Genomic DNA, 25,369 nt, shown 5'->3' with positions numbered 1-25,369 from the left:
TCAAAACAAACGTTTATTCGAAATTTACTAAGAGATGGGTTTTAATAATGCAATCTAGAACAGAAATGAGAAAACGAAATAATCGCAACAATCTCTATCTTATTATTATTGGCATAATTGTCGTAATTGCAATTATTTGTGGCTTTATCATTCATAATCAAAGAGTAGCAGCCGAGCGTAGCCAACGTGAATATGCGTCTACACACTTTAATCCTAACGTTACAATCTACGGTGTAAAGGTCGGAAAGCTGACGGTTAATAAGGCAACTACCAAGATCAATGATCAAGCAGACAATGTGGTCTTTTTAAGAAATAAAAAGATTATTGCTGAAAAAGACGATAATGTTCAAACTATCAGTCAAGCTGAAGTTAAAAATATTTTTACTAAACAACATACTGATTTGCCAAGTAAGCAAAAATACGTCTTCAAATCCGCCAAAATGGATGAAGCCAAAAAGAATTTGCAAAAGATTCAAAAGGCTGTCGTAACTTATAAAATTAACGGCAAGGAATATCAACTAAGAGCTGATGAATTAATCCACGAAGTTACTTACAAAGATGGCAAGTACAAGTTCACTGACGTTAAGAAGTTACATGCCAAATTGAAAAAAATCGATCAGGAAGTTAAAACTCTGAAGAAGAGTTACAAGTTCACTGTTCCCGTCGGCAACAAGGTCAACGGCAAAACAATTACCGTTAAGAACGAAAGCTATGGCTGGGGAATTTATGTCAAGAAAGCTGTAGCAGCAGTAGAAAAAGCCTTGATTAATGGTCAAACTACTGTTGATGGTAGCAAGTACATTTACGGTGAAGGCTACAGCACTTATGCCCACGGCTATGGCAAAAGCAATCATGGTATCGGTCAAAACTATGTCGTTGTTTCAATTAAAAACCAAGAATTGTGGGTTGTCCGCAAAGGTAAAGTTGCCGTTCATTTGAATGATGTAGTAACGGGAACCGAAGACAAGGGCAATGCTACGCCTAAGGGTGTTTGGTACATCATGTATAAGGAATCACCAAGCGTACTTCGTGGCTATAACGACGACGGTTCTAAGTATGCCTCCAAAGTACAATACTGGATGCCATTTACCTTGAGTGGCTGCGGTTTACACGATGCTAGCTGGCGTAACGACTGGAGTAAGTCAGCCTATCTTACTGGCGGTTCGCATGGCTGTGTTAACATTCGTCCAGCTGAGATGAGAAGCGTTTGGAACAATGTTTTGACCAACGACGCTGTTATCGTATATTAAAAATAAAGATTAATCGTCTACTTCAATTGAAGCAGGCGATTTTTTTGCGTAAAATTAATAGAAAAGATATAGATTTTTGAGAGGATTAGACATGTTAATTATTGGTATTATCTGCCTATTTGTGGCAGTGATTTCTTACTTCAAGTATCTTAGCGAAAAAAACGGACAAGCCAACCAAAAGCAAGCAGAAAACAAAAACGAGGCAAAATGGCAACGCACTTTAGCCATCATTTTCCTTGTTTTCGGAATTTTATTAATCGGTTATTGGATTGCATTGCGCTAAAAAAGACGTGAATTTTCACGTCTTTTTTTAAATATAATGGATTACCACGTTACCCATGTTAGCTCTACCCTTTAAAACCAAAGTTGGGCCGCCTCCATTGCTCTTGCCTTTTACAATAACATTGCCTAAGCTAACGCTCAATTGATTCTCTAGCTCCCATGATAGTGGAATATAGAGATTAACATTGCCCATTGAAGCCGTTAAATTCAAAATTACTGTATCTCCTGCCGCCTTCGCATCATCGAGATAAATATTAGCATTACCGAATGAAGCTTCAAGATTAATTGACTGTAAATTTTGTGAATGAATATAACGTGAAGAATCGCCAGCCATCTTTTGATTAATTACGATATTGTCACCATCTTCAATCACATCTTGAACATGATGATGTGTTACTTTTGTCTCTGTATCAGCATCGTCACTATCATCGTCATCATTCCAATGAAAGCTCTTCTTGATAACAATTTCCGGATCTTTTTTAAAAAGCAAGCTCAATCCCATTGAAACAAGCAAAGCAATGAACAAAATCATCCAAGAGGATAAGAACTTTTTAATGCCCAGGGGACCTGCATAAGTAATTACTAAAAAAGCAATTGAGAAAACGGACACCACAATGCTCTTATCGAGCAAGCCCTTAATTAAGCAAGCCACAAAAATGACTGTCAAAATAATTGTCCAAACGCTAATTTTGAAGCTTAACAAGCCTAATTGACTGATCACCAAAAGCGCAGCTGCAGCGATTAGTCCTACTCCCCACAAAATTCTGGCAAAACTGTTTTTCATTATAAAGACCTTCTTTCATCTAAGCGTGTGCGTAATTCTTTGTAGTATCGACGGGATGCATATACAGTTTTATAAGTATCATGAAACTGTATCTTGCAATCTGAAATCGACCGAGTTAAACCATAAATTTGATCTAAATTAATAATTGTCGATTTGGAAATCCGCATGAAACCTGCGCCCAAAATATTTTCTAACTCATACAATTTATGTTTAACCAAGTATGCCTTATCTTGTGTATGCAAAATTACCTGCTTGGCATCTGTTTCAAAAAACAAAATCTCGTTCAGTGGTAAGTAGTAAGAAACATTGTTTCTAAAACATTCAATCTGATCATTGTGTTCAATACCTTGTAATTTCTTATAAAGCTGTTCCATTTCTGGAGAAATATTTTTAGCCTTAATAATCAATTCATCTTCTGAGGCATCTGGATCAATCTCAAGTTTTACTTTCATGTTCCTCACTCCCTTCCAAATCTGATAATCATATTAAAAAATATTTTAGCTAACTTTTCCATAGTTTTGAACTAAGCGGTAAATTTTACCTTCTAAGTGGTAAAAAAATAAGACGACATCTGCCGTCTTATTGCTTATTATCAATGTAAACTAGTAAAAAACGTTATCAATCCGAAAATAATTCCTGGGAAATTAGCCGTAAATAGTGGCCAATCTTTCTTTTCACCCAGAACTGCATAGAGTACCCAAATCGTACAGTTAATCGCTGCCACTAATGGCTGAACAGGATTCCCATAATTTCCGTTCAAGTTATTAATAATTTGTGGAATATAAGAAACGTACATCAGTACAGATAACACGGATCCAATACGTCCTATAGTTAATACAGTTTTTCGATCTAATCCTTTAAATTTTTTCAACAAATCTCTCCCTTATCGTTTATTGTATGAAAAACCAGAGATCATTGCAAAAAATCTAATTTTAGTGGACACCTTCCATTAGCACATTAATTCTCTTAACTAAAAAGAACATTATTACCGCAAAGGCTACGCTGACCAAACCAACAGCCATGAAATATTGGACTTCCGTGCCAGTTGAATAAAATTTAACAATCTGCGCATTAACCGCCTGACCTGTCGCATCAGCCATGAACCATAGACTCATCATTTGTGAACGATAAGCTTCTGGCGCTAACTTAGTGGTGATTGATAGTCCAATCGGTGAAATCAACATTTCCGCAATTTCAACTAAGAACCAAGAACCAACTAGCCAAAATGGACTAACCTTGCCTGCTGTACCATAAAGCATCCCTGGCAAAGCCATCCACATATAAGATAGACCAGCAAAAACTAGCCCTGCTGCAAACTTGCCTGGAGCTGTTGGCTGCTTTTTCCAATGTTCCCAAAGCCAAACGAAGATTGGCGTTAAAATCATAATGAATAATGGGTTAAGAGACTGAAAGTTGGCTGCTGTAAAGTGCCAATTACCAATATGAAGCACGGTTCTTTGAGCGGCAAACAGAGCTAAAACTACTGAGCCTGATTCTTCAATGCCCCAGAAGATAGCTGCAGCAAAGAACAATGGAATGTAAGCCTTAACTCGTGAACGCTCAACCTTAGTTACTTTTGAACTACGTAGCATCATCACAAAGTAATAAATTGGCAGTGCAATTGCTAAAATAGTCAATAAAGTAATGACATTGTCAACGTTCAATTGACCAAAGCCGGCCATTGCAGCTAATACAAGGGCAATCACCACGAACCCAATAACTACCCACTTAATAATATTAAGCAAGTCACCTCTATCAATAGGATCATTAGGCGTCAAACTTTCAGGAGAAAGGTATTTTTTACCGCCCCAAACATATTGCACTAAGCCAAAGAACATCCCGATTGCAGCTAAAGAAAAGCCGGCATGGAAGTTCATTTCATTACCAAAAATATGAAAGCCAAAACCTTGTGCTGCCCATGGAACTAACCAAGGTGCAAGAAATGATCCTAAGTTAATCCCAAAGACAAAGATGCTAAAACCCGCATCTCTTCTGCGATCTTCAACTGAATAAAGACCACCAACCATATCAGATACATTTGGCTTTAATAAACCAGTACCAACCACAATTAAGGCAATTGAAGCATATAACGCCGTTACACCAGCTGGAAGTGCCAAGACAATGTGACCTAACATGATCAAAACGCCGCCATAAAAGACGGTTTTTCTTGAACCCCAAACACGATCAGACAGCCAGCCGCCAACTAGGGTTGATAAATAAACAAGTGAACCATAGATTGACATGATTGATGCAGCCGTTGTTTGGTCCATTCCCAGACCACCTTTGGTGACTGCATAATACATGTAGAAAAGCAGGATGGCGCGCATTCCGTAGTAACTGAAGCGCTCCCACATTTCAGTAAAGAATAACGTGGACAAACCCTTTGGTTGTCCGAAAAATGCTGTATTTGAATCTTGTTTCCCCAAATAAAAACTCCCTTCTTATCATAGATAAGCACAATAGAAATAATTATACCACGAAAAAATAAGGATCCACTTTTTACAGTGAATCCTTATTTATTAGGTAATTATTGCTTCAAATTAATTGATTGCCTTAGCAACTGCGTTGTTAACAGCCACTTTTTCAGCTTCGATCAAGTCAACTTTACCTTCAATAACTTTAATATCCATCTTAATTTCACGACTAAGAAGTGGAATATTTACCTTTGGTTCAAAGAATTCTTTAAATTCTTTAAGTCTAGTTGGAGTATGGAAGACGCGAGTAGTTACTGTGATGAATGTTGTAAATTCCATGTCACCACCGACAGTCTTATCAAGCCAATCCCAATCTTCTCTAATCCAGTCCCAGGCTGCTTGTTGACCATGATGGTTGCTGAGCAAACCAGCATACCAGCCACGCAAGTCTTGTGGTTTAATTACGTCAGCATTTTCAAAATTATCAACAATTAACGCAACTTCGGCCGGATCAATCGTACTAGTAATTGCGCTACGAAGATCAACTTTGTATGAAGGATCAGCAGTTCTTTGATATTCCTTGATTAGGTTTTCGATTAGGTTGTGGCTACCAAAGTTCTTTACTTCATTGATTAAAACATACGGACGAACATCAGCATTCATTGCCTCTAAGTTGTCTTCATTAGCAGTGAAAATCTCATGAGCTGTCTTAATTGAGTCTTTATTTTCAGCGTAAAGACTGGCACTTAATTCATATGGACGAATTTGTGCATCTTCATCGCTTTCACCTGGCTTAACTTTCCAGCCCAAACGAGCAACTTGACCGGCGGATAACTTGTCATAAAGCTTCTTTAAGTCCTTTTCTTGAGCTGATTCAGGTTCAACAAATTGGCGCAACTTAGCAGCAGTAGCGTAAAGAGCATTAATAACTACACTTGACTTCGAGTCAGCAAATTTAGTCAAAAGTGGCACAACAGCAGCATAAGAAATTTGTTTACCTTCTGCTAAAAGACGTAAGTCTTGCAATAATTGCAATTTGGCAATTGGATCAAGTTCATCAACATGAGCCAAAATATCATCAAGCAAAGTCTTGTCATACTTAACGATAAAGTGTGAGTTGTTACCTACATTAATTCTAAGTGGGTGACCTGCTTCACTACGTAAATTCTTGTAGTAACCTAAGTCGATTTCCTTGTCAGACATAATCTTAGGTGCCTTGAAGTTCGCATTCAATGGAATTTGCCATTGTCTACCAACGTCTTTACCTTCACCAATGAAGAATTGTTGTTGTGAAAGCTTTAAGTGACCATCGCTACTATCAACATATGCACTAACTACTGGATAACCTGGTTGCTTTAACCATGAGTGCATAATCTTGCCAATATCAAGGTCAGTTGCGGTTGAAAGAGCATCCCAAAGATCGTCACCAGTGGCATTACCGAACTTGTGGTGGTCGAAGTAATACTTCAAGCCTTTTCTTAAGGCATCGTCACCAAGAAGTGAACGAACCATAACTAGCATTCTAGAACCCTTAGCATAAACAATGGCACTGTCAAAGGCAGAGTCAATATCTGCTGGATCATTGATTTCCATTTGAATTGGTTGAACACCGTCAGTAGCATCTCTAGTCAAAGCTGCAGGTGCTTCACTGGTTTGGAACATTTCCCAAATATGCCAATCAGGTTCTAGACCATCAACTGACAAGTATTCCATCATGTTAGCAAAACTTTCGTTAAGCCATAAATTATCCCACCATTTCATGGTTACTAAATCACCGAACCATTGGTGAGCCAATTCGTGAGTAATAACTGTAGCAACCAATTTCTTCATTTCAAGGCTAGTATTGTCTGGATCAAGCAGTAAATATGCTTCACGGTAAGTTACTAACCCCCAGTTTTCCATGGCACCAGCACTGAAATCTGGCAAAGCCAATTGCAATGATTGTGGAAGTGGATACTTAGTTTGGTAAAATTCTTCGTAAAATTCAATTGCGTTCTTAGCAACACCCAAAGCAAAGTCTAATTCCTTAGGCTTGTGGGCCTTAGTTGCATAAACACCAATTAAGACGCCATCCTTAGTGTGAGTAGTCTTTGATTGCAAATCACCAAAGGCAAAGGCAACCAAGTAACTAGACATGCGAACAGTTTCTTCAAAGTGGTGGTAGCCGTCCTTGTCCACTTCAACCTCAGGCATATTGGCAAGAGCAACTTCGCCATCTTCTTCATCCCACTTAAGCGCAAGACTAAAAGTAGCCTTAGCTTCTGGTTCATCAACACATGGAAAAGCTTGACGAGCAAAAGTAGTTTCAAATTGGGTACCAATAATTTGCTTCTTCTTACCTTCTAACTCGTAGTATGAAGGATAAATACCCATCATAGTATCAGTAAGTGGTGCACTATAAGCAATTTCAATTACAGCCTTGCTGTTTACACCAGTTGAAATTTTGATAGCTTCCTCTTTTTCAAGTACTTCAAAATCTACCTTTTTACCATCAACCTTAACGCTGTCAATGGTCATATATTTTTGGTTAATAAATACTGGATTTTCAATTACTTCACCGGTAATCGTTGAAGTACCATTAATTTCCTTTTGCTTACGGTTTACGTTAATACGTAAATCATAATGTTCTGGGTGGAAAGTTTCATAAAAACGTTTAACTGCCATATTTTTCCTCCTAATTAATAGATCATTTACTTTTAATTTTACCAAAATAAGCGCGAAAGCGCTCAAAAAAGGCTATTTCTTATTGATTGTAAGGATGACGTTTCAGTTCTGTAACATTGCTGTCATATTGAGCTTGTACTATAGAAGCATAGTCATTAAGAAATAAATAAGTTTTGAAAGAATTAATTAAATTTAATAAGGAATGAATACATCAATGAATAAACATGTTAAATCTACTTTAGTAAAAATCTTAGCTGCCTTAGCACTTGCCTTTGCTTGTGTTGCAGTTGCAAATGCTTTTTCTACCAATACTTCAACTACTCAAACTGTTCAAGCTGCAAGAAAGCTTTCAAAAGCTGAAAAAGCTGCTAAGAGATGGATCGCAATGCGCGAATCAGGTGGTAGCTACACTGCTAGAAACGGTGTTTGTTACGGCAAATACCAATTAAACATTGGCTACTTACATGGTAACCTTTCACCTAAGAACCAAGAACGTGTTGCTGATAATTACGTTTACGGTCGTTACGGTTCATGGGTTAACGCCAAGAGATTTTGGTTAGCTCACAACTGGTACTAAAATTAAATTCCTTTAATTCCCAAAAGCTAAAGAAAACCAGCTTAGTCCAATTGACTAAACTGGTTTTTGTTTTACTCAAAATTATCTTGCTTGATAAAACGATAAAGTGCAATGACTAAAACTAAGATCGAGCACGCCATCCCTACATAGGCCATTGTTCCAATGTGGACAGCATTGTTAGCAGCCTCACGGGCTACTTGATTTTCCATTGCATAGCCCACAACCCATTTACGCATTAATACCGGCGTCAAGACAAAACTAACTGTACTAATAATTGAAGTCACTAACGCTACATTACGCGAATATGGTTCTTTAAAGAACTGTGCTAATACGCAGAATGCTGGAGCAATCATCAATAGCAAGATCCACATAATAATCCAGCGCCCAGAACTTGAATTCATCATCTGCGCACTATTAGTGGCATAACGATATGAGCTCCAAAGCGATCCACCAGATAAGGTATTAAGCAAACTCAAGAAATAAGATCCACGTTGTCCATAAACACCACCATTATTGGACAGAATACCTTGAACAAGTTGGAAACTATCAGTTGATCCAGCCGATGAAAAATCGACCGACACAACTTGCTTCATATAAGTAGCTAAAAACATGGTAACTGAGCCACCTAATTCTAGTGCTCTTAACATGCTTAATTTTCTTGAAGCTTTCAGATGAAATTCCAGACTTAAAACTCGATCAGGATGGTGACTGTGACCAATGATAAAAATCCCTGCAATGACGATCAAGGCTAAGATAACCAATCCCCACCAGAATTTAATCATGGCGAAAAATAAGGCTAAAACAATAATCGCAACCGAAATATATGGTCGGTCAGAAAAAATATTCCAAAAGTTCAACTTAACATGATGGTAATTTTCCCTTGATGCATTTGCGACATTTTGATTAATAATCGGCTGAGGATTACTAATTTTTCTGCTGCGAAATTCTTCACGTGTTGTTGCTCTTGTCTTAGTATAATTGGTCCGTGAACGATCTGCGCCGGCTTGACCGTGCTCTTTTTTCATGCGATATTCACGCCGCGACATATGTGCCATAAACTGCAGCCCCCTTCTCAAAGCACTATAGTAGCACATTATCACTTTTTTGCTTGAATTAAGAATGAAATTTCAGAGAAAATTTAGCTTTGTTTTGCATGTGCTAAAATGAATATTAATAATTGTGCTTTTTTTAGAAAGAGATGACTTTTTGACTAAAACTAAATCAGCAAAACTGCCAGCTGGTTGGCATATGGCCTTTTATACTTTATGGCTCGGTTGCTTTATCACTGGGATGGGCTATTCAATGACAATGCCCTTTATTTCACTATTTATTTCAGATTTGGGTAATTATTCTAAACTGCAAATCAATCTTTATTCAGGATTAGCTTTTGCAATGACTTTTATTGCCCAGGCAATAGTTTCACCATATTGGGGCAGCCTCGCTGACCGCAAAGGTAGAAAACTAATGTGTATGCGTGCTTCTGGTGTGATGGCTTTAACTATTACCCTAACTGGATTTGCACCCAATGCAATTTATATTATTGTAATGCGTTTTATTCAAGGTTCTTTTTCTGGTTATATTAACAACGCCACCGCTTTAATGGCAAGTGAAACGCCGCATGAACGTAGCGGCTGGGTCATGAGTCAAATGATGACGGCCGGGACTGCCGGAAATTTGATTGGACCGCTATTAGGTGGTGCTCTCTCCAGCTTCTTTGGCAATATGTTTGGTGGCGCCTGGGGGTATCGGATTCCATTCTTCATTACCGGTGTTTTAATGTTCATCGTCTTTTTAGGTACAACGTTCTTAGTTCACGAAGACTTTACTCCAATTTCTCGTGAAAAGATGAAGCCAATGGGCGAAATCATGAAAAGCTTGCCTAGCGTAAAATTGATTGTGGTGATGTTTATTACTACCATGTTGGTACAATCATCAACCATGTCAATTGATCCAATTGTTTCATTATACGTAAAATCAATGATGCCTCATGACGGGGATGTTGCCTTTGTTGCAGGTGTTGTTGCGGCAACGCCTGGTCTTGGAACGCTAATTGCGGCATCGCGAATTGGACACAAGATGGATGAAGTTGGACCGTTACGCGTATTGCGAATCGGCTTAGTCGTCGGTGCCGTATTGTTTGCACCAATGGCTTTGACTAATTCGCCTTGGGTACTAGCAGGACTGCGCTTCTTATTAGGGATTGCTAGTGCAGGGATGTTGCCAGCCGCACAGACGGTATTAACTTTAAACACACCAAGCGAAAGTTTCGGTCGAATCTTTAGTTATAACCAGTCATTTCAAGCAGTTGGTGCCGTGTTAGGATCGTTAATGGGATCGACTATTTCCGGTTTTTCAAATTATGCAACGGTATTCTGGGTAACTGGATTTACGTTACTGGTCAACTTTGTGCTTGTTTTGATTTTTGCTTGGGGAATTTCTTATCGGAATAGATAGGTTAAGCATATTCCTAAAGTATGGAATTTAAAAATGGAATAAAAGAGCTGTAAATATCACACAAAAAATATTTACAGCTCTTTATTATTTTCAATTTTTTATGCTACCATCTTTGCATAAATGCGATACATCCGATTATCATAAGCGCACATTGAAATGTCCAACTTATAACCTGAATTTTCTTTCTGCCACTTTTCAATCGCGTCAACTGCGATCTTAGTTGCATCTTCTGCAGGATAACCATACACACCCGTAGAAATAGCTGAAAAAATTACGCTATGCAATCCCGCTTTCTTTGCCAAAGCCAGTGAATTATAGTAGCAAGAAGCTAGCATATGTGCATCACTAGTCTTGCCGGTATAAACTGGGCCTACTGTATGAATTACATATTTCGCAGGTAAATTATAGCCATGTGTTATCCTTGCTTCACCTGTTGGACAACCATGCAAAGTCATGCATTCTTCAAGCAAACGTGGACCCGCTGCTCTATGAATGGCACCATCAACGCCGCCACCACCAAGTAATGAATTATTAGCAGCATTAACGATCGCGTCGGCTTTCATCTTAGTAATATCGCCTTTAATAATTTTTATGTCTTTCATAATTATGTCCTTAGAAATAACCAATATTTCTTTCTACCACCATTCTAACACCAATAATATTGGTTTGATCCAAAAAAGAATACAAAGCATCCCGTTATTTTTATATTACGAACTTGAATTGATTTCTATATTTAGTATCCTAATATTAAGTTTAGCGTTATAGGAGCAACGAAATGAAAATTCTACGACGCAGTTTATGCATCATTTCGATCATCTTATTTTCTTTTGCTTTAAGCATTCTCATTCCCAGTGTTCAAGCTAGCAAAATAATTTTAGATGATCTCATCATATTTTTATATCTAATTGGAGTCATAATCCTAGGTATTCTATTGTTGTCTAACAGATTCGATTACCTATCACTCAGTCTAAGTATAATCTTGCTACTCACTACCATCATTACTTGGATCAGATTCCCAATGATTAGCATTATTTATACTTTTTTTATAGCTTATCTGAGTATATGCTTACTAACAATTTTTATTGCTAAAAGGATTAAGAAATAAGTCACTATGTTTTCTAAGAAAGAACTAAAAATCATCAATAACGCATTAATTATTATCTATTTGCTTTCAGTCGGCCCAACATTCATCTTCGGTTTTACTAAATCAAATGATTTCACAAGTACTTTCTTTTTAATTGCAAATATCATTTTAGTTTGTTTATTCATTATCATTGCTATCAGAATTGCTAAAATCAATTTCAGGCTAAAGACACAATATTATCCACTAGGCTTCATCACTCTTATTTCAATAATAGAACTAGCCTACCCTGGACTGACATTAAATGAGCGCATTAGCAATTATTTTGCTATCGGCAATATTATTTTAGGCTTGCTAACTACTAAAATCTCAAAGAAATTAGTTTAAATATAGGACACAAAATCAAATATCTGAAAACACCAAGATTAATTAACAGCATTTTGATTACTTTGCTCAGCATCTATCCCCTCCTTACAATTTTTATAATCGAAGGTGAAGTTCATACTATTCCAGCCATAGTAGTGGCCCAACTAACATTTTGGCTATTAGTTTTGTTAATTATCAGTAGTTATTTTCTTACTAAAATTAATATTTACTTTGTTACTCTACTTAGCATTTTAAATATCACACTAAATCTTATTTTGAGCTTCGTTTTTTTGAAATTAAACTTAACCGATTTAGCTAATCCTAACCAAGTCTATATCTATCTACCATTGGTATTAGTATTTTATATGTTTGGTGTAAGCTTGTTCACACTAAAATTTGGCTACCAACTATTTTTGCCATACTTTTAGTAATTGTAGAATTCTTACTGCTTTAATTTTCTCTCCATACAAAAACGCCTTGCTCGAAAGCAAAGCGTTTTTTAGCATAAGCAATATTTGCATTAACCCTTATCGGCACCAGCAGTAATTCCGTTAACGTAGAACTTCTGCATGAAGACGAACAAGATAGTAATAGGGATAGCGATGATTACACACCCTGCAACGAATTGAGCGAAGTATGCAGTCGCGTTACCTTTAGCTGTGTGCACCATGTTGTACAAACCATAAGCAACTGTATAAGTCTTAGCATTTCCTGAAGTTGAAAGAATAATACCTGAGAAAATGAAGTCTGTCCATGGAGCGATGAAGGCAGTCAAAGCAGTATAAACAATCATTGGCTTTGAAAGTGGCAAACCAATATGTAAGAATACTTGCCACTTAGTAGCACCGTCGATTTCGGCAGCTTCGTCGATTGACCGAGGAATAGTATCAAAGAATCCTTTAGCAACGTAGAAGCCCAAACCGGCACCACCAACATAAACTAGTAACAATCCGAAGAGGTTTAACATGTTAAGACCCTTCAAGATGTAGTACAAAGCAATCATTGACATGAAGCCTGGGAACATCCCCAATACCAATGCGATCTGTAAGAATGGCTTTCTAAATGCAAAGCGAAGTCGTGACAGAACGTAGGCAACTGAAATAGTTAAGAAAGTTGAAATTACCATTGAAAGCAATGAAATAACTAAAGTATTAATGATCCAGTTACCAAATGGATATTGTGGGTTTGTAAAAATCCCAATATAGTTCTGCAATGTGAATTTTTCCGGCCAGAAGGTCGAAACGAATCCAGTATCATTGAATGAAAAACTTGCTAAGACGATCCAGACAATCGGTAAAATCCATAGAATCGCTAAAACAATTAACAGAATATACCGAAAGATTAATGAGAGCCGTCTTTGATTTGAATATGACTTCATGTCTAGCCCTCCTTAAATGCATTAGTACGACGATATGCGATTAACGAAACAGTTGCACTAATAATGAAGATTAAGATACCCAATACGGCACTGGCGTTATAACGCTGTTCCTGACCGAAGGTCAAGTTATATAACCACGTTACCAACAAGTCAGTCGATCCAGCACCGTTATACTTACTGTTCATTGGTGCACCACCTGTCAGCAAGAAGATAACATTGAAGTTGTTGATGTTACCAATAAATTGTTGGATAAGTGAAGGTGCCATCACAAATAAAATTTGTGGAAAAGTGATTGAACGGAAAATTTGTGCAGCATTAGCACCATCAATCTTAGCAGCTTCAATTTGATCTTGTGGCAAGTTTTGAATAATCGCTGTTGAAACCAACATAGAAACTGGAATACCGATCCACATGTTAACAAGAATAACGGTAATTCTTGCAACTAAAGGTGAAGCTTGGTTATCAATAAAGTGAATTGGTGAACTAATCCAATGCAAGTTCATCAAGATATTGTTCAAAGCACCTTGGTAGTCCAAGAACTGCGCCATCATCAAAAGTGAAACGAATTGTGGTACAGCCCAAATGATAACAAAGATTGTTCTCCAGAATCCCTTGTGCTTGATTCCTTTTGATTCAATCAAAAGAGCAAGCAAAACACCAAAGAAGAAAGTCGTAGCAGTAGCTGCCACAGCCCAGATCAAAGTCCAGCCTAAGACTGGGAAGAAAGTACCAGCTAAGTCACCACTCAAAACATTTCCAAATGCTTGGAAACCTGTCCACGAGAAAGCGATTGGGTGTTGACGATCATAGTTGGTAAAGGCCATTGAAATCATGAAGATCGTTGGCAAAATCGTAAAGAACAAGATACCCAATAATGGAATAACCATCAAGGTTGCGTGTAACCGAGTATCAAGCAAACTCTTAAGTTCTTCAACGTTAGTTGGAATATGGTCCCCATCACGCTTCAAAATATAATTATGTCTAGTTGAGCGTAAGTTGACAATGTATAGATAAATGATTGCTACACATAAGATCAAGGCCAATACACCGAATAACAAAATCAAAACTGAGTTTGATGGTTGCTTGGTTACATAAACGCCTTGTGCGACATCATAAACAACTTTTTTGGTTTTAATAGTACCTAATGTAGCTAATGAATTTAAAGTAGGGATACCACTGAGGATAAACCAAACAATAAAGATAATTTCTGAAAGTAAGAATGAAATACCTTTTACCCATTGTTTGTTTGCCAAGGCGTTACTACCCATTAAGAAGAATGATAACTTGGTAGCAATGTCACCTTTTGACCAAACCTCGCGATATGTTGCTTTAGGAGCTACATGCTTTTTCTTTAGAAACATAACTTCTCCCCTTCTTAGGCAAAAAGGCTGGACAATTTTTATTTAGCCCAACCCTTGCTTATGCTTTTAGCAAATTATTTCTTTTCAATGTTCTTAGCGAGCTTAGCAAGTTGTGGCTTGTATTGTGCTGGCTTAATCTTGCCGTCGTAAGTACCACTGATAAGTGGAGCTGCACCATTCCAGAATGCGGCCATTTGTGGAAGCTTAGGTTGCAATACTGAGTTACCTGGCTTAGCCATTTCGATTACAGCTTCAGCAACCGGGTCACTCTTAACAGCACTTGAGTTGACAGCGCTCTTCAATACTGGAATTTGACCAGCGTTCTTATGAGCAATTAATTGTGACTTCTTGTTAGTAATGTAAGCAGCTAAATCTGAAGCAGCCTTAGCATTCTTGGTGTTAGCATTAACTGCGAAGCCTTCAATACCAAGGAATGCTTCCATTTGTACGCTCTTACCACCAACTTCAATCTTAGGATACTTAGCAACTGCGAAGTTCTTACCCAAGATCTTCTTGATATTAGCAGCGTTCCAAGGACCGTCCAAAATAGCTTGTGCGTTACCCTTCTTCAATTGGTTCAAAGCGTTTGAAGTTTGCATTACGCCCTTGTTCTTCTTTTGAGCTGCGTACCACTTCAAAGCATTAATACCGTTTTGTGAGTTGAAAGTTGAGCCCTTAAGGTCTTCACCATTCTTACCGTAAAGTGTAGTACCTGCTGAGAACATTACTGGCCACATTACGTAAGCGTTAGTAAAGTCGGTAGCTACAACACCCTTTGAAGTTAAAGTCTTCCAGTCCTTAACGTCGGTAGCTGATAACTTAGACTTGTTGTAGTAAATGGTTTGAGCTTGTTGTGCGTATGGGAATGCGTAAACCTTGCCCTTCCAAGTTACACCCTTTGAAGCAACATCGACATAGTTGTCTTGGATATCCTTAGTTGCTGATGGTGAAAGTGGGTTAATGTAACCAGCTTCAGCCATTTGACCTAATTGATCGTTAGGAACTTCAAAGACATCAGCAGCCTTTGATGGGTCCTTACCAACGTCTGTCTTAGCGTTAGCTGAACCGTTAGGACTTTGAACTACACGAACCTTAATATTCTTGTTCTTCTTAGTAAAGTCCTTAGCAATTTGCTTGTAGTAAGGAACTTGTTCAGTATCCACCCAAAGAGTCAAGTTAGCCTTCTTGTTTGAATTACTGCTACTTGATGATGAATTACTTGAGCCGTTTGAACATGCTGCTAATGATAATGCAGCAAGAACAGCAGTACTACCTAAAGCCATTTTCTTCCAAATCTTCATGACTTTTTCCTCCTAAAAAATCAAAACAATAAACAATTCTTAACAACAGTAGCTTCTGCTACATATGGTTGTAAGCTTAATTAATAATTATCTGTACTGCGTTTTCAGTACCAGATTAGTTAACAATCGCCTTGGTGGAATCTTTATCAAAGAAGTGAGCTTTGTTAACATCAAAGCCCATCTTAACCTTGTCACCTGGCTTGTGATAATCACGTGAATTTACAATAGCAGTAAATTCAGTACCATCAACTTCTTGGTGAAGCTGAATAGTTGCACCTAGAAGCTCTGAAACAACAACCTTTGATTCAATTACTGAATCTGGCCATGTTTCCATAAATGCTTCTTCTGAGTGAATATCTTCTGGACGAATACCGAAGACCAAGTCTTTATCGTTGTAGCCCTTTTCTTCCAGCAGTTTTGCCTTACCTTCAGGAATACCAATATTCAAGCCTTTGCCATCAGAAATTCGACCGTCCTTGTAGTGAACATTGAAGAAATTCATTTGTGGGGAACCAATAAATCCGGCAACGAACATGTTAACTGGCTTGTTGTAAACTTCAAGTGGTGAGCCGATTTGTTCAACTCTACCAACAGACATTACAACAACTCTATCAGCCAAAGTCATCGCTTCAGTCTGATCGTGGGTAACATAAATAGTTGTAGTACCCAAGTCTTGGTGAAGCTTAGCAATTTCAGTACGCATTACCACACGCAATTTAGCATCCAAGTTTGATAAAGGTTCATCCATCAAGAAGATAGGTGCCGCACGAACGATTGCCCGTCCTAATGCAACACGCTGTCTTTGACCACCGGACAAAGCACCTGGCTTCTTATCCAAGTACTCTTCAAGGCCTAACATCTTAGCTGCTTTTTTAACCTTTTGATCAATTTCATCTTTAGGCGTGTGACGCAACTTTAAACCGAAGGCCATGTTATCATAAATGGTCATGTGTGGATACAAAGCGTAGTTCTGGAAAACCATCGCGATGTGTCTATCCTTTGGAGCAACATCATTCATTACTTTATGATCGATTTCCAAAGTACCCTTACTGATGTCTTCCAAACCAGCAACCATTCTCAAAGTAGTTGACTTACCACAGCCAGATGGACCAACGAAAACGATGAATTCCTTATCCTTGATATGTAAGTCAAAGTCGTTAACAGAATATCTGTCGTTACCTGCATATTTTTTGTAAATATGGTTTAAATCAACCTCAACCATTGTTTCCCCTACTCTCTTTAATTATTTTTCATTAAAAACTTTTTCAATTTCACTCAATTTCAACTCAGCAGTTGTTGGAACGATGTAATCAGCTTCTTTCAAAAGCTCCTTATCACCAATTCCTACGGCAAATTGACCTGCAGCCTTGATTGCTTCGACCCCAGCTTTGGCATCTTCAAAACTGATTACTTCATCAGCCTTTAACCCTGCAATTTCTTGCGCTTTGATGTAAATTTCAGGATCTGGCTTACCATGATGAAGTGTTGCTGGATCAACAATGCCATCAAATTCATCCATAATACCTAATCTAGTTAAAATCTTTGGTGCATTCTTTGAAGCAGAAGCAATTACCATCTTTAAGTTTTGCTTCTTAGCATCTGCTAACAATTCAGGAATACCAGGCAAGATATCCTTTGGTGTCATAGTTTCAACTTGTTCAACAAATTTAGCGTTCTTTTCTGCAGCAAACTTTTCTTTTTCTGCTTCGGTGTATTTGTCTTCTTGACCACCGTACTTCAAGATCAGGTTAAGTGAATCCATTCTTGAAATACCACGCAAGCTATCAAGTTGAGCATCTGTTAAGGTAATGCCTAATTCCTTAGCTAAATTGTTCCAAGCTGTAAGGTGAAACTTAGCTGAGTTAGTTAAAACACCATCTAAATCGAATAACAATCCTTTAAGCATTTGTAGTTTCACCTTCTTTAAGAGTAACTTTCTTATCGTGAACTAATACATCAATATCTTCACCCTTAAGCAAAGTAAGCTTAGTTCCTTCATGATCAACATAAACTTCGATCAAGCGACCACGGTAGTTGATCTTGAAGCTGTAGTGATCCCAACCTTCAGGAACAAATGGGTTAAACTTCAATTGGTTGTGATCGTAACGCATGCCTGCGAAACCTTGAACAATTGTAAGCCATGAACCACTCATTGAAGTGATGTGCAAACCATCAACGGTGTCGTTGTTGTAGTTATCAAGGTCAAGACGAGCAGTTCTTTGGTAAAGCTCAACAGCCTTCTTTTGCTTGCCAAGTTCAGCAGCTAAGATTGAGTGAATACATGGTGAAAGTGAACTTTCGTGAACTGTTAATGGTTCGTAGAAGTCGAAGTTCTTTTCCTTTTGTTCCATAGTGTATTCATCGTTCAAGAAGTAGATACCTTGTAAAACATCGGCTTGCTTGATGAATGGTGATCTCAAGATCTTGTCCCATGACCAGTGTTGGTTAATTGGACGTTGATCTTCGATTTCGCTAACTGGACGAATATCCTTGTCTAGGAAGTCATCTTGTTGTAAGAAGATGCCTCGTTCCTTGTCTTCTGGTAAGTACATGTTATCTACGATGTCTTGCCATTTAGCCTTTTCTTCGTCAGTTACGCAAACTCTTTCTTGAGCTTCCTTAGTAGCAAGTGGCAAACGTTCCAAAGTGTATTTGAGAAGCCATCTTGCCATGGTGTTGGTGAACCAGTTGTTGTTTACGTTGTTTTCGTATTCATTAGGACCCGTTACACCGTGCATTACGTACTTGTTACGCCACTTTGACCAGTGAACTCTAGCTGCCCAGAATCTTGCGGTACCAACTAAAACGTCCATACCTTCGTTCTTAACGTAGCTGTCGTCGCCAGTGTAATCAGTGTACATAGCGATTGCGTGAGGAATGTCCGCATTTCTGTGAATTTCTTCAAAGGTGATTTCCCATTCATTGTGACATTCAATCCCGTTGAAGGTAACCATTGGGAACAATGCACCTGGTAAGCCTTGTTCTTTAGCGTTATGGTATGCGCCTGGCAATTGATCGTGACGGTATTGTAAAAGTGCCCGAGTAACACTAGGATCAGTAACACATAAGTACATTGGAACAATGTAGGCTTCAGTATCCCAGTAAGTAGCACCACCGTATTTTTCACCGGTAAAACCTTTAGGACCAACGTTAAGACGTTCATCTTCACCGTAATAAGTCATGAATAATTGACAAATGTTAAAGCGGATACCTTGTTGAGCAGCATCATCACCAGCAATTACAACATCTGATTTGTCCCAGCGCTTTTGCCAAACGGCTTCATGATCAGCTAAGTTTTCTTCAAAACTCTTAGCTTGAAGCTTGGTCATCAATTCAGCTGCCTTAGCATCTTGATCATCTGGTTTGACGTCACGACTAGTAACAACAATGACATCTTTTTCAAGATCGTAGCTTTCGCCTTCATTTAACTCAACTGAAAGCTTTTCATGAAGTTGGGCTGCTTCAGTTGAAACATCACCCTTAACTACTTCACCATTATGACGAAGACTTTGCTTAAGGAGGACTGTAAATTGTGGAACCTTGTATGGGTTAGCCTTAGTTTCAACCTTAATAGTTCTTGCTTCAGCATTTTCACCTAAAGGCATCCAGAATTTTGCATCGTAGTTACTGTCTTCGTTAACAACAGTTCCATCAAGTGCTGCATCAAAGTCGATCTTAGCTTTACCACTTAAAACGGTAGCCTTAACTTTAATTAAAGCTGCTTCTTTTAAGGTAATATGTAAAAACCTTTCGAATTCGAATTTAACCTTAGTATCCTTACCTTCATAAGTAAAACTTCTAGTCAGAAGACCTTGGTGCATATCAAGTGCTAAGTAGAAATCACTAAACTTAACTTTAGCTAAGTCAAGTTTTTCACCATTAATCGTAATTCCCATGTTGATGAAACTTGGTGAGTTAGGAACCTTACCAAAGTACTTTGGATATCCGTTCTTCCACCAACCAACACGCGTCTTATCAGGGAACCAAACACCAGCAAGGTAAGTACCTTGTAAGCTGTCACCTGAATAGCCTTCTTCAAAGTTTCCTCTCATACCCATGTAATCGTTGCCGATTGCAGTCATACTTTCTTGCAATCTTTTATCTTTTGGTTCGAACTTATGGGTAACGACCTTCCAAGGATCAATTTCAAAAATTCGTTTCATATATTCTATCTCCCGTAATATTCGAGGTTCTCTCTTGTTTACGCTTTCATTATCCTTTAGTTGAAAGCGGTTTACAATATTAAATCTGCTGTTACCGTTATCAGGATTAGTTAATAGAAAAAGAAGGTAGATATTAATCTGCCTTCTTTTTTTGCTTATTAAAAGTAACTTTTAATGAACACTCACTACAAAGCCTTTTGGTGCCAATTGATTATTCTCATAATCTTGACTAAACGTGTTCTCACAATTGATCTCTACTGGATGATCGGTCGTGTTAAAGTATGCTTTAATGCTTTCATTCCCCTCACGATCGACCTCAATTAACCCATTCTCTGTTACGTGTAACTTAATTCGACCTTTACCGAAAGTTTCATCATGTTGCAAACGAAAGTCAATCAATTGATGAACTCGTTGCCAAACCGGGCCGTCTTCTTTTGCCCAATCCATTGGTTTACGACAATCAGGATCGTTGCCACCAGTCATACCCATTTCAGTTCCATAATAAATGCATGGACTACCCTTTTGCATAAATTCAAAAGCTAAGGCTTGCAAAGCCAAATCTTGGTCTCCATTAGCTACTGTCAAAATTCGGGCCGTATCGTGTGAATCAAGCATGTTCATCATGGCTGCATTGGTAGCATCGCGATATTTCATCAACTGGTCTGTCAAACGACTAGTTAATTCTTGTGCTGACAGCTTATGCTTGAAAAAGTGATCTTCAATCTGCAATGTATATGGATAATTCATTACGCCAGTAAACTCATCACCGTTAAGCCATGGACGAGCTGAGTGCCAAACTTCACCTACAATATAAAAGTCTGACTTGATATCAGTAACAGCCTTGTGGAATTTCTTCCAGAAGTGGTGATCAACTTCGTTAGCCACATCTAGTCGCCAAGCATCAATATCAAAATATTTTACCCAGTAAGTAGCAATCTCTAACAAGAAATCCTGTACTTCTGGATTAGCTGTATTCAACTTTGGCATATGCTTTTCAAAGGCAAAAGTATCGAACTTAGGACTACCCTCACCCTTTAATGGATCGCGGTAAGGTTCAACTGGATATTCATTAATGTGGAACCAACTAGCAAAACGAGAACTTGGACCATTTTTAACAACATCTTGCCATTGCATTGATTGATCACCCAGGTGGTTGAAAACCGCGTCCAGCATGACCTTCATTCCGCGGGCATGAGCTTCATTAACAACTTTCGCAAATAAATCCTTGTCGCCGAATGCCGGATCAACTTGCAAATAGTCAATCGTATCATATTTATGGTTAGAACTGGCTTTAAAAATAGGACAGAAATAAAGGCCATTAACACCCAGTTTCTTCAAGTAATCTAGATGGTCAAGCACGCCTTGCAGGTCACCACCATAGAAGTCTTCGCGGCCAGGATGATCCTCCGGATTCCACGCTTTAACCCCTTGGGGATCATTAGACTTATCACCGTTTGCAAAACGTTCTGGAAAGATTTGGTACCAAACAGTATGCTTAACCCATTCTGGCGTTTTCACCATATCAATTTCATGGCAATATGGCACTTTGAAATAAGAACCATCTTCCATAATGGCCTTGTCTACATCACTGCTAATTGCACGATCACCGACAACTACACTAGTGCCATCACTGCCAATTACTTCAAAGGTATACTTCAAGCGATGATATGGTGCTTCAAGCGTAATGCCCCAATGATCTTCACACTGCCCTACGCCAATTTTTTCCATCTCACATGTTTTAGCCTGTTCAAGTGGCAAATAATTATCGCAGTAGTGAACAATTACTTTTTTAACGTCATTTTTAGCACTGTGAAAACGCACGCGAACATGACTTGGATCAACTACAAAACTATCTTCACTTTCAGTTCGGTGTCTTAAAGCTGCTAATTGCATATATTAATTCTCCTTTTTCAACACAACACCTGCATAAGGCATCAAAGTTAATTTTTCATTAGTTAATTGATATTCTCCCGCTTTTAGTGTTGCAACAGTATAACCGGCTGGTATTTCAACAGTTGTCTTTTGATCACTCAATGAAACAGCTACAATGGCACTTTCATCATGTAAATCACGTTGATAAACATAGCTATTCTTATCCGTTGAAATCATATAATACGTTCCAATCTGGAATAAGGCTTCTTTTTTGAGTTCCAGCAGTTCTTTGTAAAAATTAAACATGCTGGTGGTATCGTTAATCTCGTTAGCTACGCAAGCATCATCCTGTTTAATACCTGTTATCCATGGTTTAACTTCACTAAAACCATGGTTCTCAGTTGCATCCCACGGCATTGGACCACGGGCCGGCAGTTTATGTGTTTCACTAACCATAGCTAAGGCCGCATCTTTGCTCAAAACTTTTTCTGCATCCTTTAACCATGGCGCTACAGTTTGATCTTCGAATTGATCTGCACTAGTGAAATGTAGATTCTTTAACCCTAATTCTTCACCGTAATAAATTACTGGAATTCCGCGTTGCAAATACATCAACATCGCCAAGCTCTTAGCCTGAGTCTGTGTTCTAGCTACGCGTGTAGCCAAACGGGCCATATCATGATTATTCCAATAAAGAGTAGGCTGCGATACGCCTGCTAATGTTTGTTGCCAAACCACTTGATTTTGTTTAAAGGCCGTCAAGTCTAACTTTTTAGGCTGATATTGCTTTGAAAAACGCTGATCACAATTAGAATCATCATCGGTAAAGTACCGGAAGGTAATTACACTATCCATTAGATGATTACGCTTAGTCGTGTAATCAACAGCTAGATTGACACTAGCACTTGCAGCTTCACCTAATAAAAGCGTATCTGGATAATCCTGCTTAATCTGCTCACAGAAAGGCCGCATCCATTCCTGCACCTGTGGTAAGTTAGCGAAAAATGGTTCCGCAACAATTGGCTTGTTCACGTCCCCATCTCCAGTTGGATAATTTTGTCGCAAATCTGCCTTGCCAATATGGATAAAAGCGTCTAAACGCAAACCATCAATCCCTTTTTTCAGCCAATACTCTGCCACTTCCAACATAGCATGCCGAACTTCGGGATTTTTCCAATTCAAATCAGGCATCCGTTTATCAAACAAGTGAAAGTAAGATTGACCTGTGCCTGCTGGATCTGGCTCCCATACACTGCCACCAAAGAATGAACCCCAGTTATTAGGTCGCTTGCCATCATGACCAGCGAAAATATAGTAGTCTCGATAAAGGCTATCGGGGTTCTTGATGGCATCTTGGAACCAAGGATGTTGATCAGATGTATGATTCAAGACAAAATCCATGATGAGGTGGATCCCTGCCTTATGCAAATCCTTGATTAAGTTTTCCATATCTTCCATGGTCCCCATATGAGGATCGATTGCGAAGTAGTTTGAAACGTCGTAGCCATTGTCCACCTGTGGTGAAACAAACACAGGATTAAGCCAGACGGCGTTAACTCCTAAATTTTTCAAATAAGGGATGCGTTTGCGAATACCATTAAGGTCACCAACGCCATCGCCATTGCTATCTTGAAAAGACTTAGGATAAATTTGATATATAATTGCGTGATCGTACCAATGTGCCATAATTAATTTCCTCCACGCATAGTTTAAGGGAAATGAGAAACCGTTTTCAACATCATATTTATTGTTAGCGGTATCAAAAAAGCACAACTCAAATTTGAATTGTGCTCTTTGCTTACTTCTTTTTAAATATCATGTTCCAAACATTCCGCCACTTGCTGCCTTTCTCCTGCAAATCAGCCACTGGCTGCGTTACCTCAATACAGCCAAGATATTTTCCTTGATCATTATGCAAACTATAAAAGGCAATGTTCACCGGAATCCCATCTTTATGAATCATAATCGACAATTTACCACGTTTGCCTTCGTGCATCTGCTTTAAAACTGCCTTAACATGACCTTGACTGTGACCGGGATGAACTTCAAAGACAGTTTTGCCGATATCTTTTTCAGTTCGCTTAAACAAACGATGTTTATTCATCGATGACCAAACAACCACGTCATTTTCATCTAAGACATCCATTTCTTGGGGAATAGTCTCAAAAATAGCATTTAACTGCTCAACGCTTAAACTGCCACCTACTAATTTAATATTATCTGTCATCTACTTTGCCAACCTTACAACCTCACGGGCAATCATCAATTCTTCGTTGGTTGGCACAATCATGGCCTTTACCTTAGAATCTGGCTTAGAAATAAACTTTTCACCATCAGTATCATTTGCCTTATAATCAGGCTCCAAGCCTAAGTAACGCAATGATGACATTACGCCGGCCCGAACGCCGGGATCATGTTCACCAATCCCAGCAGTAAAGACAATACCATCGATACCGTCAAGTTCTGCCGCATATGCACCAACATAACGGACAACGCGGTTAACAAAAATCTTTCTTGCCAGCCATGCATGCTTATTTTTACTTGCTAACAGATCCCGCATATCAGAGGAAACGCCTGATACACCGAGCATCCCCGACTTATGGTTTAACATATCAACGGCTTTTTCAATCGTCATGCCGGTCTTTTGCATAATATATTCAAGGGCTGATGGATCAAAGTCGCCGCTACGTGTTCCCATTGCTACCCCAGTCACAGGACTAAAGCCCATTGAAGTATCAAGTGACTTGCCATTTTTAACCGCAGTAACTGAAGAACCAGAACCTAAGTGACAAACAATCAATTTTACTGTATATGGGTTCTTGCCCATCATGCGCGCTGCTCTTGGAGCAACATAGCTAACAGAAATGCCGTGAGCACCATACTTACGAATACCATATTTTTCATAATACTTATATGGAATTGGATAAAGATAATTAACTTGATCAAGACTAGTATGATATGACGTATCAAATACTGCCACTTGTGGCACATCTGGAACAATCTTCATAAAAGCCTTAATCCCCATTGCTTCTGGCACATTATGCAAAGGGGCTAATTCACCTAAATCAAAAATTTGTTGCAGCTTTTGCTTATCAATTAAGACGGAATCTTTAAAGACTTCGCCCCCGTTAACCACTCGGTGTCCAACTCCAAATAATTCGTCTAAGTTCTTTAAAACATGAAACTTCTTTAAATTTTCAATTAACAAGCTTACAGCTGCTTCTTGGTCTGGAATTGAAGTATTTTTAATATATTCTTTGTCGTCGTTCAACTTTATTTTAAAAACAGCATTGTCCATTCCTACACGATCAGCCATCCCTGAAGCAATAACTTTTTCGTCTGGAAATGAAAAAAGCTTATATTTAAATGATGAACTACCAGAATTTATTGCCAAAACTTTTTTCATAATCGTGACCTCTATT

Annotated in this window: 22 protein-coding genes; 5 read left to right on the top strand and 17 right to left on the bottom strand. The window is 38.4% G+C overall.

What is annotated here, in order from left to right; translation table 11 throughout:
* Positions 1 to 47 precede the first annotated feature (47 nt).
* Both CP352_RS04850 and CP352_RS04845 read left to right on the top strand, forming a co-directional pair.
* Complete coding sequence (locus CP352_RS04850) at positions 48 to 1,250, top strand: L,D-transpeptidase family protein (RefSeq protein WP_089151077.1); 1,203 nt, start codon at positions 48 to 50, stop codon at positions 1,248 to 1,250.
* Positions 1,251 to 1,341: 91 nt separating this feature from the next.
* Positions 1,342 to 1,533 (top strand): hypothetical protein, encoded by a 192-nt coding sequence (locus CP352_RS04845; RefSeq protein WP_013086978.1) that lies wholly within the window; start codon positions 1,342 to 1,344, stop codon positions 1,531 to 1,533.
* Between the two features lie 27 nt (positions 1,534 to 1,560).
* On the opposite strand, the gene CP352_RS04840 is transcribed toward CP352_RS04845, so the two are convergent.
* The 5 genes from CP352_RS04840 to CP352_RS04820 form a co-directional block, all read right to left on the bottom strand.
* A complete protein-coding gene (locus tag CP352_RS04840) occupies positions 1,561 to 2,316 on the bottom strand; it encodes a LiaF domain-containing protein (protein ID WP_089151078.1) in 756 nt (251 codons plus the stop codon).
* The gene (locus CP352_RS04835) at positions 2,316 to 2,768 is read right to left on the bottom strand and encodes a LytTR family DNA-binding domain-containing protein (RefSeq protein ID WP_089151079.1); all 453 of its coding nucleotides are present in this window, start codon (positions 2,766 to 2,768) and stop codon (positions 2,316 to 2,318) included. The genes CP352_RS04840 and CP352_RS04835 overlap by 1 nt, the downstream gene beginning before the upstream one ends.
* Positions 2,769 to 2,908: 140 nt before the next feature.
* Positions 2,909 to 3,190, bottom strand: a complete 282-nt coding sequence (locus CP352_RS04830) for a SemiSWEET family transporter (protein ID WP_080514219.1) — start codon at positions 3,188 to 3,190, stop codon at positions 2,909 to 2,911.
* Positions 3,191 to 3,248: 58 nt separating this feature from the next.
* Positions 3,249 to 4,742: a peptide MFS transporter gene (locus CP352_RS04825; protein WP_041811086.1), complete on the bottom strand. Its 1,494-nt coding sequence runs from the start codon at positions 4,740 to 4,742 to the stop codon at positions 3,249 to 3,251.
* A 114-nt stretch (positions 4,743 to 4,856) separates the two neighbouring features.
* Positions 4,857 to 7,394 carry a M1 family metallopeptidase gene (locus CP352_RS04820; RefSeq protein ID WP_089151080.1) on the bottom strand — a complete coding sequence of 846 codons (2,538 nt, stop codon included), beginning with the start codon at positions 7,392 to 7,394 and terminating at the stop codon, positions 4,857 to 4,859.
* A gap of 214 nt (positions 7,395 to 7,608) precedes the next feature.
* Here CP352_RS04820 and CP352_RS04815 point away from each other — a divergent pair, with 214 nt between their 5' ends.
* Positions 7,609 to 7,971, top strand: a complete 363-nt coding sequence (locus CP352_RS04815) for a hypothetical protein (protein ID WP_005726721.1) — start codon at positions 7,609 to 7,611, stop codon at positions 7,969 to 7,971.
* Between the two features lie 71 nt (positions 7,972 to 8,042).
* On the opposite strand, the gene CP352_RS04810 is transcribed toward CP352_RS04815, so the two are convergent.
* A complete protein-coding gene (locus CP352_RS04810) occupies positions 8,043 to 9,026 on the bottom strand; it encodes a hypothetical protein (RefSeq protein WP_013086986.1) in 984 nt (327 codons plus the stop codon).
* Between the two features lie 151 nt (positions 9,027 to 9,177).
* On the opposite strand from CP352_RS04810, the gene CP352_RS04805 reads away from it, so the two are divergent.
* A complete protein-coding gene (locus tag CP352_RS04805) occupies positions 9,178 to 10,425 on the top strand; it encodes an MFS transporter (RefSeq protein ID WP_089143015.1) in 1,248 nt (415 codons plus the stop codon).
* A 98-nt stretch (positions 10,426 to 10,523) separates the two neighbouring features.
* Here CP352_RS04805 and CP352_RS04800 read toward each other — a convergent pair whose 3' ends face one another.
* Entirely contained in the window at positions 10,524 to 11,027 is a 504-nt protein-coding gene (locus tag CP352_RS04800; protein ID WP_089143014.1) for an O-acetyl-ADP-ribose deacetylase, read from the bottom strand.
* Between the two features lie 509 nt (positions 11,028 to 11,536).
* Here CP352_RS04800 and CP352_RS04790 point away from each other — a divergent pair.
* Positions 11,537 to 11,893 (top strand): hypothetical protein, encoded by a 357-nt coding sequence (locus tag CP352_RS04790; RefSeq protein WP_089143012.1) that lies wholly within the window; start codon positions 11,537 to 11,539, stop codon positions 11,891 to 11,893.
* Positions 11,894 to 12,392: 499 nt separating this feature from the next.
* Here CP352_RS04790 and CP352_RS04785 read toward each other — a convergent pair whose 3' ends face one another.
* The 10 genes from CP352_RS04785 to CP352_RS04740 form a co-directional block, all read right to left on the bottom strand.
* On the bottom strand, positions 12,393 to 13,250 hold the full coding sequence (locus CP352_RS04785; RefSeq protein WP_005720055.1) for a sugar ABC transporter permease: 858 nt from the start codon (positions 13,248 to 13,250) through the stop codon (positions 12,393 to 12,395).
* 2 nt (positions 13,251 to 13,252) lie between these two features.
* A complete protein-coding gene (locus tag CP352_RS04780) occupies positions 13,253 to 14,611 on the bottom strand; it encodes a carbohydrate ABC transporter permease (RefSeq protein WP_089143011.1) in 1,359 nt (452 codons plus the stop codon).
* 74 nt (positions 14,612 to 14,685) lie between these two features.
* Positions 14,686 to 15,912: an extracellular solute-binding protein gene (locus CP352_RS04775; protein ID WP_089143010.1), complete on the bottom strand. Its 1,227-nt coding sequence runs from the start codon at positions 15,910 to 15,912 to the stop codon at positions 14,686 to 14,688.
* A gap of 115 nt (positions 15,913 to 16,027) precedes the next feature.
* Positions 16,028 to 17,134 carry an ABC transporter ATP-binding protein gene (locus CP352_RS04770; RefSeq protein WP_023487724.1) on the bottom strand — a complete coding sequence of 369 codons (1,107 nt, stop codon included), beginning with the start codon at positions 17,132 to 17,134 and terminating at the stop codon, positions 16,028 to 16,030.
* A 21-nt stretch (positions 17,135 to 17,155) separates the two neighbouring features.
* Positions 17,156 to 17,818, bottom strand: a complete 663-nt coding sequence (gene pgmB / locus CP352_RS04765) for a beta-phosphoglucomutase (protein ID WP_005720051.1) — start codon at positions 17,816 to 17,818, stop codon at positions 17,156 to 17,158.
* Positions 17,811 to 20,075 carry a glycoside hydrolase family 65 protein gene (locus CP352_RS04760; protein WP_089143009.1) on the bottom strand — a complete coding sequence of 755 codons (2,265 nt, stop codon included), beginning with the start codon at positions 20,073 to 20,075 and terminating at the stop codon, positions 17,811 to 17,813. The genes pgmB and CP352_RS04760 overlap by 8 nt, the downstream gene beginning before the upstream one ends.
* Before the next feature lie 171 nt (positions 20,076 to 20,246).
* A complete protein-coding gene (locus CP352_RS04755) occupies positions 20,247 to 21,968 on the bottom strand; it encodes a glycoside hydrolase family 13 protein (RefSeq protein WP_005720049.1) in 1,722 nt (573 codons plus the stop codon).
* Positions 21,969 to 21,971: 3 nt separating this feature from the next.
* Positions 21,972 to 23,633 carry an alpha-glucosidase gene (locus CP352_RS04750; RefSeq protein WP_005720048.1) on the bottom strand — a complete coding sequence of 554 codons (1,662 nt, stop codon included), beginning with the start codon at positions 23,631 to 23,633 and terminating at the stop codon, positions 21,972 to 21,974.
* A gap of 112 nt (positions 23,634 to 23,745) precedes the next feature.
* A complete protein-coding gene (locus CP352_RS04745) occupies positions 23,746 to 24,174 on the bottom strand; it encodes a PAS domain-containing protein (RefSeq protein WP_013086996.1) in 429 nt (142 codons plus the stop codon).
* Entirely contained in the window at positions 24,175 to 25,353 is a 1,179-nt protein-coding gene (locus tag CP352_RS04740) for an acetate/propionate family kinase (RefSeq protein WP_013086997.1), read from the bottom strand. It abuts the gene before it with no gap.
* Positions 25,354 to 25,369 lie beyond the last annotated feature (16 nt).

Origin of the sequence: Lactobacillus sp. UMNPBX1 (assembly GCF_002554085.1) — a bacterium.
Lineage (GTDB): Bacteria > Bacillota > Bacilli > Lactobacillales > Lactobacillaceae > Lactobacillus > Lactobacillus crispatus.
The sequence above is the reverse complement of the archived record's forward strand: the minus strand, read 5'-3'. Positions and strand labels throughout refer to the sequence as shown.

Coding starts and splice junctions, on each gene's coding strand:
- CP352_RS04850 (WP_089151077.1), top strand. CDS start 48: ATGCAATCTAGAACAGAAATGAGAAAACGAAATAATCGCAACAATCTC.
- CP352_RS04845 (WP_013086978.1), top strand. CDS start 1,342: ATGTTAATTATTGGTATTATCTGCCTATTTGTGGCAGTGATTTCTTAC.
- CP352_RS04840 (WP_089151078.1), bottom strand. CDS start 2,316: ATGAAAAACAGTTTTGCCAGAATTTTGTGGGGAGTAGGACTAATCGCT.
- CP352_RS04835 (WP_089151079.1), bottom strand. CDS start 2,768: ATGAAAGTAAAACTTGAGATTGATCCAGATGCCTCAGAAGATGAATTG.
- CP352_RS04820 (WP_089151080.1), bottom strand. CDS start 7,394: ATGGCAGTTAAACGTTTTTATGAAACTTTCCACCCAGAACATTATGAT.
- CP352_RS04815 (WP_005726721.1), top strand. CDS start 7,609: ATGAATAAACATGTTAAATCTACTTTAGTAAAAATCTTAGCTGCCTTA.
- CP352_RS04810 (WP_013086986.1), bottom strand. CDS start 9,026: ATGGCACATATGTCGCGGCGTGAATATCGCATGAAAAAAGAGCACGGT.
- CP352_RS04800 (WP_089143014.1), bottom strand. CDS start 11,027: ATGAAAGACATAAAAATTATTAAAGGCGATATTACTAAGATGAAAGCC.
- CP352_RS04790 (WP_089143012.1), top strand. CDS start 11,537: ATGTTTTCTAAGAAAGAACTAAAAATCATCAATAACGCATTAATTATT.
- CP352_RS04785 (WP_005720055.1), bottom strand. CDS start 13,250: ATGAAGTCATATTCAAATCAAAGACGGCTCTCATTAATCTTTCGGTAT.
- CP352_RS04780 (WP_089143011.1), bottom strand. CDS start 14,611: ATGTTTCTAAAGAAAAAGCATGTAGCTCCTAAAGCAACATATCGCGAG.
- CP352_RS04775 (WP_089143010.1), bottom strand. CDS start 15,912: ATGAAGATTTGGAAGAAAATGGCTTTAGGTAGTACTGCTGTTCTTGCT.
- CP352_RS04770 (WP_023487724.1), bottom strand. CDS start 17,134: ATGGTTGAGGTTGATTTAAACCATATTTACAAAAAATATGCAGGTAAC.
- pgmB (WP_005720051.1), bottom strand. CDS start 17,818: ATGCTTAAAGGATTGTTATTCGATTTAGATGGTGTTTTAACTAACTCA.
- CP352_RS04760 (WP_089143009.1), bottom strand. CDS start 20,075: ATGAAACGAATTTTTGAAATTGATCCTTGGAAGGTCGTTACCCATAAG.
- CP352_RS04755 (WP_005720049.1), bottom strand. CDS start 21,968: ATGCAATTAGCAGCTTTAAGACACCGAACTGAAAGTGAAGATAGTTTT.
- CP352_RS04750 (WP_005720048.1), bottom strand. CDS start 23,633: ATGGCACATTGGTACGATCACGCAATTATATATCAAATTTATCCTAAG.
- CP352_RS04745 (WP_013086996.1), bottom strand. CDS start 24,174: ATGACAGATAATATTAAATTAGTAGGTGGCAGTTTAAGCGTTGAGCAG.
- CP352_RS04740 (WP_013086997.1), bottom strand. CDS start 25,353: ATGAAAAAAGTTTTGGCAATAAATTCTGGTAGTTCATCATTTAAATAT.